The 11623-nt window shown below is 64.7% G+C and carries 10 protein-coding genes; 7 read left to right on the top strand and 3 right to left on the bottom strand.

From position 1 onward, the window contains the following. Positions 1 to 38 precede the first annotated feature (38 nt). The 3 genes from LG367_RS09790 to LG367_RS09780 all read left to right on the top strand — a co-directional run bounded on the left by LG367_RS09790 (position 39) and on the right by LG367_RS09780 (position 3024). On the top strand, positions 39 to 719 hold the full coding sequence (locus LG367_RS09790; RefSeq protein WP_226469270.1) for a response regulator transcription factor: 681 nt from the start codon (positions 39 to 41) through the stop codon (positions 717 to 719). 13 nt (positions 720 to 732) lie between these two features. Further along, complete coding sequence (locus LG367_RS09785; protein WP_226469051.1) at positions 733 to 2052, top strand: sensor histidine kinase; 1320 nt, start codon at positions 733 to 735, stop codon at positions 2050 to 2052. Positions 2053 to 2208: 156 nt separating this feature from the next. Further along, the gene (locus LG367_RS09780) at positions 2209 to 3024 is read left to right on the top strand and encodes a MipA/OmpV family protein (RefSeq protein WP_226469050.1); all 816 of its coding nucleotides are present in this window, start codon (positions 2209 to 2211) and stop codon (positions 3022 to 3024) included. Between the two features lie 183 nt (positions 3025 to 3207). On the opposite strand, the gene LG367_RS09775 is transcribed toward LG367_RS09780, so the two are convergent. Further along, the gene (locus LG367_RS09775; RefSeq protein ID WP_226469049.1) at positions 3208 to 4983 is read right to left on the bottom strand and encodes an extracellular catalytic domain type 1 short-chain-length polyhydroxyalkanoate depolymerase; all 1776 of its coding nucleotides are present in this window, start codon (positions 4981 to 4983) and stop codon (positions 3208 to 3210) included. Between the two features lie 504 nt (positions 4984 to 5487). Between LG367_RS09775 and LG367_RS09770 the strand changes: the two genes are divergently transcribed. From LG367_RS09770 to LG367_RS09755, 4 genes are all read left to right on the top strand, one after another. Next, positions 5488 to 5937, top strand: coding sequence for an ATP-dependent zinc protease family protein (locus LG367_RS09770; RefSeq protein WP_226469048.1), 450 nt, complete (start codon positions 5488 to 5490; stop codon positions 5935 to 5937). A 5-nt stretch (positions 5938 to 5942) separates the two neighbouring features. Beyond that, positions 5943 to 6851 (top strand): 30S ribosomal protein S6--L-glutamate ligase, encoded by a 909-nt coding sequence (gene rimK, locus LG367_RS09765; protein WP_226469047.1) that lies wholly within the window; start codon positions 5943 to 5945, stop codon positions 6849 to 6851. Positions 6852 to 7247: 396 nt separating this feature from the next. Further along, positions 7248 to 7931, top strand: coding sequence for a response regulator transcription factor (locus tag LG367_RS09760; protein ID WP_226469046.1), 684 nt, complete (start codon positions 7248 to 7250; stop codon positions 7929 to 7931). Next, positions 7918 to 9270 carry a sensor histidine kinase gene (locus LG367_RS09755; RefSeq protein WP_226469045.1) on the top strand — a complete coding sequence of 451 codons (1353 nt, stop codon included), beginning with the start codon at positions 7918 to 7920 and terminating at the stop codon, positions 9268 to 9270. Before LG367_RS09760 ends, LG367_RS09755 begins: the two co-directional genes overlap by 14 nt. A gap of 31 nt (positions 9271 to 9301) precedes the next feature. Here the strand turns inward: LG367_RS09755 and LG367_RS09750 are convergent, their stop codons facing one another. Both LG367_RS09750 and LG367_RS09745 read right to left on the bottom strand, forming a co-directional pair. Further along, a complete protein-coding gene (locus LG367_RS09750) occupies positions 9302 to 10213 on the bottom strand; it encodes a branched-chain amino acid transaminase (RefSeq protein WP_226469044.1) in 912 nt (303 codons plus the stop codon). A 146-nt stretch (positions 10214 to 10359) separates the two neighbouring features. Beyond that, on the bottom strand, positions 10360 to 11616 hold the full coding sequence (locus LG367_RS09745; RefSeq protein ID WP_226469043.1) for a zinc-dependent metalloprotease: 1257 nt from the start codon (positions 11614 to 11616) through the stop codon (positions 10360 to 10362). Positions 11617 to 11623 lie beyond the last annotated feature (7 nt).

The raw sequence follows: 11623 nt of genomic DNA, 5'->3' as shown, positions 1-11623 counted from the left end.
AGGTCATCAGAGGGAGTAGAACTATGGACAAAGACTCTCTGTCGATCTTGATCATCGAGGACAACGCTCAACTGGCTGCGAATCTCTATGACTACCTGGTCGCGTGTGGCCACACCCTTGATGCCGCGCCCGACGGGCTTTCTGGATTGCATCTTGCCTCGTCCAAGGATTACGACGCGATCTTGCTGGACTGGAATCTTCCAAGGCTCAATGGTCTGACGGTTCTTCGCCGGCTGCGGCAGGAAGCCAAGAAAAAGGTGCCCATCATCATGCTGACGGCGCGCGACCAGCTGGCAGACAAACTGGATGGATTCGAGTCCGGGCTGGACGACTACCTTGTCAAGCCTGTGGCTCTGCCCGAGATCGAGGTTCGATTGCGAGCGTTGGTGGCGCGCCTGAGGCAATCGGCCGCGCCGGAGGACGTCCTTGCCGTGGGCGATCTGCATTTCGATATCCGCAAAGTGCAAGTGCGGCGCGGCGAGAGAGTCATAGCGCTTACCCGCATTGGACGCCGTCTTCTGGAGCTGCTGATGAGAGAAAGCCCCCATATCGTGAGCCGTGAGCGTTTGGAACGGGCGGCGTGGGGGGACATGGTTCCCGGGGCCGATCTCTTGCGCTCGCACATGCATGTGCTCCGCCGATCCATCGACCTGGGATCAGAAAAACCACTTCTACGCACCGTGTCCGGTGCGGGATACAGAATCTGCGAAGATGAGTAGGCTGGCGACGTTGATGCGCAAGCCGCGTAGCGTCCATTTGTGGATCAGCGTGGCTTTCATCGCCTTCGGGCTGTGGATGGTCGTCGCATTGAGCATACAGAGCTTCAGCAGCCAGCAGCTGATCGAGCATGAGTTCTGGGCGGATTTGCTCAGGACCACCTCCAATGATTACGCGGAGAGGGTGCGCGCGGGCGAGGCCGATCGACTTCCCAGCCGCGGGATCATTCGATCCTGGTACGTCGAGAAAGGGCGTAATGCTTCCGGGGCACCCGACTATCTCCTTGGGCTGGCGCCGGGCCTCTATTCGACGGAAACCGGATATGGAACCTTTACCGAAAGCGATGCATTCGAGGGGCACGGCAGCTTTCATGCGCTGGTAGCCGATCTACCGCCGGGCAGACTCATCACGACCATCGACGTGGGGCAGTTGGAAGACCAGCAGAATCACGATTCCAGGCGCAGCGGCGTCTGGTCCGGACTTCTTGCCGTCTTCATCGGCGGTGTCATTTTCTGGCTGCATGTCAATCTTGTCAGGCCGGTAAGGGATCTGGCCGATCGCATGCGTGCCATCGTTCCCGGCACTGTGGGAGAACGGTTGCCCACGACTTATCGGCGCGAAGAGATCCAGGTGATCGCACAAGCCAGCAACGCGCATCTGGAGCGCGTGGAGCGATTCATCGAGCGCGAGCGCAGCCTGCTGGACCAGGCAAGCCACGAGTTCAGGACGCCCATCGCCGTCATCTCGGGAGCGATGGACGTGCTCAAACAGATGTCGCTGCCGGAGGTGTCGAAGCCTGCGCTGGGCCGCATTGAGCACGCCGTGCAGGACCTTTCCGAAACTATGGTCGCGCTGCTTTACCTGGCCCGGGAGGCGAGCCCAGGCGCCGAGCCTATCGACGTTGCGGTGCTCCACGATCTCCTGCCCCGGCTGGTGGTCGATCATGAACATTTGCTTGGCGGCAAAGCGGCCCAGCTGAGGATCGGGGAAATCGAGCCGACGTTCATTGCGGCGCCCGAGGCCATGGTGCGGATTGCGGTGAGCAACCTGATACGCAATGCGATCGAAAGCACCGATGACGGTTACGTGGAACTGACGCTTCGCGGTGGTGTGATTTCGGTTGCCGACTCCGGCAGCGGCTTTAATCCTGTCGAAGCGGCCAGGAGGTATCGCGAAAGCTTGCAGCAGCCGGCTCCTGTCAGAGGGCAGGGGCTTGGCCTCTTTCTCATTGGCCGGATATGCGATCGGTTCGGGTGGAAGCTCTTGATCGAACCTGCTACCGGGGGCGGCACACGGGCCGCGTTGGACGTCTCGGCAAGCATCATCGAATCTTGAGCCAGACAGTCTCCGTTAAGTCGTTTGGAGCGGCGCGCGACATTTAGGCGACATGGCCCAGTCATTCTGGGGCGAATGTTTGCAGCGGCCCGTCTGGTAGCGCACGGGCACGTTGGCAGATCAGTCCCCCACTCAATGACCGAGGCCTGGCGTCCCATGAAGAAGCTCCCGTTGTTCGTGTTGTTGTGCGCGATGCCGTTCGCCACGATGGCTCAAACGACCGATCCAGACAAAGCAATCGCGGATGAGGGCACTGCGAAGCGGGGCCCCCCGCGCTGGAGTCTAGGGATGGGGGCGGTCGTCAATGACAGTCCCTATGCCGGCGAAGGGACACGCGTACTCCCGTTCCCGCTTGTCGGCTTTCAGGGCGAAAAGTTCTACTTCCGAGGTCTGTCGGCCGGATGGAATTTCATCAAGAACGATTCGTTCGAGCTGTCGGCGTTTGCGAAGTTCCAGCCCGGTGGCTTCAGGGTGAAAGACCTGGGCCGGAGCGAACTGGCCGCTAACGGCATCGACTCCCGACTGCTGGAAGACCGCGACAATGGCCTGGGGGTGGGGTTCAGTGCAAAGTGGAAGGGCGCGGCCGGCGAGCTTGAAGCCGAGGTCTTGGCCGATGCGATCGATACGAGTGGCGGCCAGGAGATATCGCTTCAATATGGATATCCGATTGCCATCGGCAAAGGGCGGCTGACCCCGAGCGTGGGCGCCACCTGGCTTTCCGAGGATATGGCCAACTACTTCTACGGCACCCTCGATGAAGAGGTGGCGCGAGGCGTGGTGGACTACAAGCCTGGTTCGGTGGTCATCCCTCACGTGGGCGCGTCTTACTTCCGCCCCATCGGTAAGAAATGGTCGTTGCTTGGGTTCGTCAAATACGAACTCTTGCCCGATGAAATCAGCAATAGCCCATTGATTGAACGCGACACCGATGGCTCGGCCTCGGTGTTCATTGGCTTCTCGCGCAGGTTCTAAGCTCGAAGGCGTAAGGCCGCTTGGCTACTCAGCCAGGCTTCGATGCAGACGTCCGGGTCAGTTTCCTGGCGGGATTCAATCAGCCGAAGCGCTCCGGGAAATTGCGCATGCGACCGTGCGATCTGTTTCATCAGGCCGTGCGCGGCGACGTCATCGGCGTGCCGCGCGCTGTGCGTTCCCGCCCTATGGCCGATACTCCACCCGCAGCTTGGCGCTGGCGCCGCGATCGATCCACAGGTAGTTCGTGCTCGTCTGCGCCTGTTCGAAGCGCAGCCGCAGCTGTGTGCGTCCCGTGCGATTGATGGCCCCCAATCCCGCTGCATCGAACGCGCTGGAACTCTGGCGGCCGCCGGTGAAGCGCGTCAGTTCCGCGACCGCGTTGGCGTCGGCCGCGGCGGCGTAGTCGCCGGCTTCGATCGTGCAGCCAGTGAAGCAGCCGCGCCGCACGTCGATCAGCAGACGGTTGCCTGACGGCTGGCTCCAGGGATCGCCGCTGGCGCTGCGGTAGGCGACGCTGAGGGTTGCGGAGACGATCTGCGCGCTGTCGGGCAGCGACGAGGTGTCGAACGAGAGCACGCTGCGGTTGAGCTTGCCATCGGCGCCGCGGCCGCTGGCCAGGCCGAAGCTGCTTTCATACGTGCCGATCGCAGCGCCGCTGCCGTCGGCGTTGGCTTTGACGTAGCCGTCGTTCACGTCCTCGTTGTCGAATTCCACGACCAGCGGTACATCGCCGCCGCCGCTGACCTGCACGGTGATGGCGTTGGAGGACGCGCTGTTGCCGGCGAGATCGAGCGCGCGCGCCTGCAGCTGATGCGCGCCGTTGCTGGCGGTGGTGCTGTTCCATTGCAGGGAGTAGGGGGCGCTGGCGTCGCTGCCGAGCAGGCCGCCGTCGAGCAGGAACTCGACCCGTTCCACGCCGATGTCATCACTGGCATCGGCGGCGAGCGTCACCGTGCCGCTGACCGCGGCGCCGTCGGCCGGTGCGGTCAGCGTGACTTGCGGCGGGTTCGGGTCCAGGTCGTCCAGGCCCCAGAAGCGGGCGATGTAGTAGCTCGAGCAGATGTTCACATCGAGCACGTAGGCGCCGGCGGTGCCGCACTGGCTTTCGCCGCTGCCGGGATCGACCGGCACGCCATGCCCCATGCCCGAAATGGTGTAGGTCTCCACGAGCGCGTTGCCGGCAGCATCGCGATAGACCCTGTGCGGATAGCCGGCGACGCTGTCCTCGACGTCGGGCGTCTGGTCGATGCCGTGCACGTTGGTCCACTGCTGCATCAGCTCGGTTGCGTTCATCGGCTTGACCGTGGCGTCGGCATCTCCCTGCCAGATCGAAACGATCGGCCACGGTCCGCCGTGCGTGCTGGCCGCGCGGACCTTGTCACCCCATTGCTGCGGCGTCTGGTCGACGCCCGGCGACATGCAGCTGGATGCCTGCGTGGACGAGGTCGCGCAGCGGTAGGGCAGGCCGGCGACGATGGCGCCGCCGGCAAACACCTCCGGATAGGTGGCCAGCATCACGGCGGCCATCGCGCCGCCGGAGGAGAGGCCGGTGACGTAGACGCGGCCGGTCGAGGTGGCGTGGTCGGCATGCATGCGATCGATCATCTGTTTGATCGACAGTGCTTCGCCTTGGCCGCGGGTAGTGTCGCCGGGTTCGAACCAGTTGAAGCAGGAGAGGATGTTGTTGCCGCTCTGCTGCTGCGGCAGCAACACCGCGAAGCGCCATCGTTCGGCCAGCATTTCCCAGCCGGTTTCGGCGTCGTAACTGGACGCGCTTTGCACGCAGCCGTGCATGGCGACCACCAATGGTGCATCGGCGGGCAGGCCGGCGGGCACGTACTTGAACATGCGTAGGTTGCCGGGGTTGCTGCCGAAGCCGGTCACTTCGGTGGAGGCCAGTGCCGGCACGCAGAACAGCGACGACAACGACAGCGCGGACAGCAGGAGCAGTCGGGCCAAGCGGCGCGCGGGCCCTTGGAGCGCGCGAGATGCGATGGACATATGGTGACTCCCTGAACCGGGGAGCGGCCCCGGCGTGCCCGCAGTGAGCCACCGCGCCGGTGCGCGCGCCATCGTCCGATGGGGCATGTGCGAGAGAAACCTATGAGGGAAATGGCATGACGTCCGCCGAAGTCATGAGTGAGGACTTGAAGGCGGTCGCATTCCGCGGCGGTTGCGGGATGCCGATCGGCGCATCCGTGGCACCCCGAAAAAAATGACGCGCACGGCTACTCCGGCTAAGCTATGAGCACGGTTCGGCTCCTGTCATCCGTTCCAGATTCCGACGGCGGCACGCTCTCTGGCGTGCCGCCGTTTTTAGTCGGAATGTTTGGTCGGAGCGACCCGCGTTGGCTAGGTTTTTGATTTCCCGATGGTTGTTCGCGCGGCCGGGATGGAATAACGGATTTATTCGGCGCTTCTCCCCACACTGGCGTCCCCGCAAAGAACGAAGGTACAGCAGCGATGATCGTGCTCGGCTGGCGGGAATGGGTGGCGCTGCCATCGCTCGGAATCACGCGTCTGCGCGCCAAGGTGGATACCGGCGCGCGCAGTTCGGCGCTGCACGTCGATACGCAGTGGCGCTTCACCGAAGGCGGGGCGCCCTGGGTGGGATTCAGGATCACGCCGTGGAAAACGCGGCCCTCCCATGTCGTGGAGGCGATCGCACCGCTCATCGAGGAGCGCGACGTGGTCGACTCCGGCGGACACCGCACGCGCCGTCCCTTCCTGCGCACGCAATTGCAACTGGCCGGCGTCACGCGCGAGATTGAAATCAATCTGACCGATCGCGGCGGCATGCTGTTCCCGATGCTGCTCGGGCGCAGCGCCATGGCGGGGGCGTTCATGGTCGACCCCGCACAGTCTTCCGTCCACGGCAAACCGCCGCGGCCCATCCACTCGTCCATCGCGTGACACCCGTGAAACTCGCCATCCTCTCGCGCAACAGCCTGCTCTATTCGACCCGCCGTCTGGTGGAGGCCGCGCGTGAGCGGCACCACAGCGTGCGCGTGCTCGATCCGTTGCGTTGCTACATGCGCATCACCGCCAGCGGCTTCGACATGCACTACAAGGGCAAGCCGATCGCCGACTACAACGCAGTGATCCCGCGCATCGGCGCGTCCGTTACGCGTTACGGCAGCGCGGTGTTGCGCCAGTTCGAGTTGATGGGCACCTACACGCCCAATCCGTCGACGGCGATCGCGCGCGCGCGCGACAAACTGCAATGCCATCAGTTGCTGGCGGCGGAGGGGATCGATCTGCCGGCGACGGTATTCGGCGACAACCCCGACGACACCACCGATCTGCTGTCGATGCTCGGCGCGCCGCCGCATGTGATCAAGCTCAACGAGGGTTCACAGGGCTCGGGCGTGATGCTGACCGAGAAGCTCTCTGCCTCGCGCAGCGTGATCGAGACATTGCGCGGCCTGTACGCCAACTTCCTCGTCCAGGAATTCATCGAGGAGGCGGGCGGTGCCGATCTGCGCTGCTTCGTGGTCGGCGGCCGGGTGGTCGCGGCGATGCGTCGGCAGGCGCCGGCCGGCGACTTCCGTTCCAACCTGCATCGCGGCGGCAGCGGCAAGGCGGCCCTGGCGACTGCGGCGCAGCAGGCGGTGGCGGTGCGGGCGGCGCAGGTGCTGGGCCTGGGCATCGCGGGCGTCGATCTGATCCACTCAAAGCGCGGGCCGCTGGTGCTGGAAGTGAACGCTTCGCCGGGGCTGGAAGGTATCGAGCAGGCCACCGGCGTCGACATCGCCGGCAACATCATCGACCACATCGCCACCCAGGTGCAGCCGGCCCGGCAGACGCGCCGGCGCAAGACTGGCTGAACCCCTCAACTGCTTTTGATTGTTTAAAAACAGTCAGTTACATCATTTTTCAGGGCTTTTCAGTCCCTGTTCGGGGATGCAGCCGAAAATCGGAAGCCGGTTTAACAGCCACCTAACCCCCCGGCCCGTAAGGTGCCCAGACCGGAATTTCTCCGCTCTCTCCAGGTCGTTCCTTCAGGTCAGTCAGCGGATTACGGTAATCGGGGCAGTCCTTTATTTGGCCCAGGCGATGACCTCGCTTGGGCCTTTTGTTTTCCGCACCGAGACCCGGTCGAACAGGAAACGAGCGTGCCCAGCGAGGGCGCCGTCCTGTGTGACAGAATCCATGATTGCTCACGCAGGGGAACCGCGGCCCGTGACACGGGTCTGACCTTGACCCCAAAGGACAACCGATTGATGCGCATCCTCGTAATCGAAGACAACCAGGACATCGCCGCCAACCTCGGCGACTATCTTGAAGACCGCGGCCATACGGTCGACTTCGCCGCCGACGGCGTCACGGGCCTGCATCTGGCCGTCGTCCACGATTTCGACGCGGTGGTACTCGACCTCAACCTGCCCGGCATCGACGGCCTCGAAGTCTGCCGCAAGCTGCGCAACGAAGCGCGCAAGCAGACGCCGGTGCTCATGCTCACCGCGCGTGACAGCCTCGACAACAAGCTGGCTGGCTTCGACTCCGGCGCCGACGATTACCTGATCAAGCCGTTCGCGCTGCAGGAAGTGGAAGTGCGCCTCAACGCGCTGGCGCGTCGCGGCCGCGGCGTGCAGACGCGCGTGCTCGAGGTGGGCGATCTGGAGTACAACCTCGACACGCTGGAAGTGCGCCGCGAGGGCAAGCTGCTGCAGCTCAACCCGACCGCGCTGAAGATCCTGCAGGCGCTGATGGAAGCGTCGCCCGCCGTGGTCACGCGACAGGAACTGGAAACCCGCGTCTGGGGCGAGGAACTGCCCGATTCCGACTCGTTGCGTGTGCACATCCACGGCCTGCGCGCCGTGGTCGACAAGCCCTTCGAGACCCCGCTGATCCAGACCCGCCATGGCATCGGATACCGCATCGCCGCGCCCGATGCGAACGCCTAACGGTCGCACCCGGCGACGAAAAACTCGTTACCGCCGGCGGCTGAGAAGCCGCATCATCCTGTCGTTCGTCCTGCTCGGCTTCGGGCTGACGACGCTGTTCGCCTTCGCCACGAACTGGACGCGCAATCGCGTCGAGAACACGCTGGTCGAAGACGTGATGAACAAGAACATCGACGAGTACGCGCGGCGCTATTACACCAATCCCAACCAGAGCCCCGACCTGCCGGTGCAACAGATGCTGGCGCGCGTGGTCAAGCAAGACCGTTTCGAGGCGCTGCGCGCGGATCAGCCGGACTGGTACGAACTGGGCGACGGAATTCACAACCTCAGCGGCGAGGACGAGCAGGGGCGCGCGTTCTCGTACAAGCTCGCGGTGCGGAAAACGCAGAAGGAATGGTTTTTCCTCGCGTATGACATGACGCAGGCGAGCCGTGGCCAGGAGCAGTTCAATCGTGCCCTGTACGGCTCGGTGATCACCTTCACCTTGCTCTCGCTGGTGGTGGGCTGGTGGTCGGCATCGCGAGTGATGAAGCCGGTGTCGGAACTTGCGCGCCGCCTGCAGACGTCCGGCGAGAACGCCGAGCCGCAGAATTTGGCCGCCCATTTCCCAGACGACGAAGTCGGCCAGCTCGCCTCGGCACTGGACGATTACGCCACGCGGCTGACCGAGGTGGTCAAGCGCGATCGCGAATTCAACGCCGACGTCAGCCATGAATTGCGCACGCCGCTGGCGGTGGTGAAGGGCGCGGTGGAGCTGCTGCTGTCCAAGCCCGATCTCGACGAGAAGGCGCGCTCCCGGTTGCAGCGCATCCAGCGCGCCGAGCAGCAATGCACCGACCTGATCAGCGCGCTGCTGCTGCTCTCGCGCAACGAGCGAGGTCATGGCAATACCGACGTCGCCAGGGTCGCCGAGCAACTGCTCGATACGCATCGCAGCCAGCTCGGCGGCAAGCCGCTGGAACTGCGCATCGAAGGCCAGCGCGGATTGGTGGTCGACGCGCCGGAAGCGGCGGTGAACGTCGCGCTCGGCAATCTGATCGGCAATGCGGTGAAGTACACGGCCCAGGGCGAGGTGATCGTGCGGTTGCGCGAGAAATCGGTCGACGTGATCGATTCCGGTCCGGGCCTGAGCGCCGAGGATGCGGCGCGCCTGTTCGAGCGCGGTTATCGCGGCACACACGCCGAGCATTCGCAGGGCGGCGGCATCGGTCTGTCGATCGTGCGCCGCTTGTGCGCGTTGTACGGATGGGGCGTGCGCGTAGTGCCGGGAGAAGAAAAGGGCGTGGTGGCGACGTTGTCGTTCACGCCGGAAAGGAATGGCAACGGCGCAAGCGCGTAACCGCTCGCGCGATGCCATCACACGGCAGTGCTTACACCGCTTCGAGCCAGCCGTATTTGTCCGGCGTCTTGCCGTCGAACAGGCCGAAGAACAATTCCTGCAGCTTTTGCGTCACCGGTCCCGGCTTGCCGGCGCCGACCTGGCGGCCGTCGACCGAGCGGATCGGCGTGATCTCCGCCGCCGTGCCGCACATGAAAAGCTCGTCGCACAGGTACAGGTATTCGCGCGGCAGGTCGCGTTCGACCACTTCGATGCCGGCATCGCGCGCCAGCGTGATGATGGTGTTGCGGGTGATGCCGTTGAGCAGCGCGGCGCTGACCGGCGTGGTGTGCAGTGCGCCGTCGAAGACGAGGAACAGGTTCTCGCCTGCGCCTTCGCTGAGCAGACCGGTGGAGGCGAGCGCGATGCCTTCGCCGAAGCCGAGCCGGCGCGCTTCGCGTGCGACCAGTTGTCCGGAAAGATAATTGCCGCCGGCCTTGGCACCGGCTGGCAGCGTGTTCGGCGCGAAGCGCTGCCAGCTGGAGACGCAGGCGTCGATGCCTTGCGCGAGCACGCCGGCACCGAGGTACTGGCCCATCTTCCAGGTCGCGACGGCGACGTCGGTGGGTGTGTCGGCCGACAGGCCGAACCCGCCGAGGCCGCGATAGGCGACCGGACGCAGGTAATCAGTGGTGTTGTTGTTGGCGTGGATCACTTCACGGCAGGCCTGGTTGAGCTGCTCCAGCGAATACGGCATCGCCATGTCGTAGATCTTGGCCGAGGCGAACAGACGCCTGTTGTGGTCGGTGAGGCGGAAGATGACCGGGCCGTTCGGTGTGTCATAGCAGCGAATGCCTTCGAACACCGAGGAACCGTAGTGCACGACGTGCGACATGACGTGCGTCGTCGCCTCCGCCCAGTGTTTGATCGCACCGTTGTGCCAGATCCATTCGGGGTATTGCATGGGCGTCGGCTCTCGCGGAGGGGCGCATAGTTTAAGGGCTGTTCGCCGCCCGCGCTTCGGGCGCCTGGGACGAACTGTCGCGTCGGGCAACAAAAACGCCGCGCGGGATGACCGCGCGGCGTCGGGGTGCCGGAGTTGCGTGTGCGTCAGCGATAGCCGGCGACGGTCGCCTTGGTGTTCACCAGCACGCGCTGGTTGTGGCTCTGGGTGGCCGTGCCCATCGGCGCGCCGTTGTAGGTCTTGTCCGGATTCGACCAGTAGTTCAGGCGCGGGCAGTTCGACGAACAGTTGTAGGCCATGATCGTGCGCCACTGGCTTTGCGGATGGCGGTAGCCGTGGCCGTAGCTGTAGGGCGAGGTGCTGGAATCGGTGGCCGGATCGTGGCGCGCCGACTGCAGATGGCCGATCTCGTGCGCGAAGCTGTAGTAGCCGGTGGCGCAGTCCCAATACGCGGTGGCGAAGGCGGTGGACGCGGTGGAGCCGATCCCCGAAGCGAGGCCGCAGGCCGAGCTGTCGTTGCCGATCAGCACGGCGACGTCGGCGGCGACGTCGTTGCGGGTGGTGTGGATGCCGTCCATGTAGCCGTCGCTGGTGCCACGGAAACGCGACAGGTCGGTGCTCATGCCCACTTCGCTGTAGTTCACCGTGCTATAGCCGGCCAGCACCATGTTGATGCCGACGTTCGAGTTGGCGTAGCCCTGGTTGGACTCGGCGACGGCGAGTTCGGCCAGCGCCTGCATGTCGCCGCCGTAGGCATTGATCGCCGCCTGGGTGGCGACGACGAGCACGCGGATCGTCGCGGTTGCGCCCGGATCGATCGCGGTCGGGGTGACGAGGCCGCCCTTCTTGTCGGCCGCGGGCTTGGCGGCGTCGAGGATCTCGCGATAGGCCTGATCCGGATGCTCGGCCGGCATGCGCGATTCGTCGACTTCGACGACGGCGGTGGTGCCGTCCGGCAGTGGCCTGATGCGGAACAGCTTGCCGCCGACGCGGGCGTTGCCGGTGATCTGGTTGCCGTGGCGCACCAGCACCACGTCGTTGAGCGGATCGGCCGACGTCTCGCGCGCGGTCAGGACACGCTTGGCGGCGGTCTCGCGGACGTGGCCGTACCACACGGTGTCGCCACGCGCGGTGCGCTCGCTGCGGCTGCGGTCGGCGGTCAGGACGCGGCCGCCGAGCACCAGCTCGATCTGGTCGTTGTCGCTGGCGCTGGCATCCACGGAAGTGACCCGGACGTCGAGCGTGCTGGGATGCGAGAAGAGATTTTCCAGCGCGCGCTCGTTGCGGACATCGGCCGCCTTGCCGGCGGGGCTGGCGACGAACAATGGTTTCCCGGCGGCAGCGGCGGAGCCGGCGAGGGCAAGACCGGTCAGGCCGGCAGCGATTCGAAAGGATCGTTGCATGAGGAGA

The organism is Luteimonas panaciterrae, assembly GCF_020511115.1.
In the GTDB taxonomy this organism is placed as follows: Bacteria; Pseudomonadota; Gammaproteobacteria; order Xanthomonadales; family Xanthomonadaceae; genus Luteimonas; species Luteimonas panaciterrae.
This window is presented reverse-complemented; position numbering and strand designations above follow the sequence as displayed.

What these genes read in the sequence shown, in the direction of transcription:
- LG367_RS09785 (WP_226469051.1), top strand. Translation starts at nt 733, where the DNA reads ATGCGCAAGCCGCGTAGCGTCCATTTGTGGATCAGCGTGGCTTTCATC.
- LG367_RS09780 (WP_226469050.1), top strand. Translation starts at nt 2,209, where the DNA reads ATGAAGAAGCTCCCGTTGTTCGTGTTGTTGTGCGCGATGCCGTTCGCC.
- LG367_RS09770 (WP_226469048.1), top strand. Translation starts at nt 5,488, where the DNA reads ATGATCGTGCTCGGCTGGCGGGAATGGGTGGCGCTGCCATCGCTCGGA.
- LG367_RS09760 (WP_226469046.1), top strand. Translation starts at nt 7,248, where the DNA reads ATGCGCATCCTCGTAATCGAAGACAACCAGGACATCGCCGCCAACCTC.
- LG367_RS09755 (WP_226469045.1), top strand. Translation starts at nt 7,918, where the DNA reads ATGCGAACGCCTAACGGTCGCACCCGGCGACGAAAAACTCGTTACCGC.
- LG367_RS09750 (WP_226469044.1), bottom strand. Translation starts at nt 10,213, where the DNA reads ATGCAATACCCCGAATGGATCTGGCACAACGGTGCGATCAAACACTGG.
- LG367_RS09745 (WP_226469043.1), bottom strand. Translation starts at nt 11,616, where the DNA reads ATGCAACGATCCTTTCGAATCGCTGCCGGCCTGACCGGTCTTGCCCTC.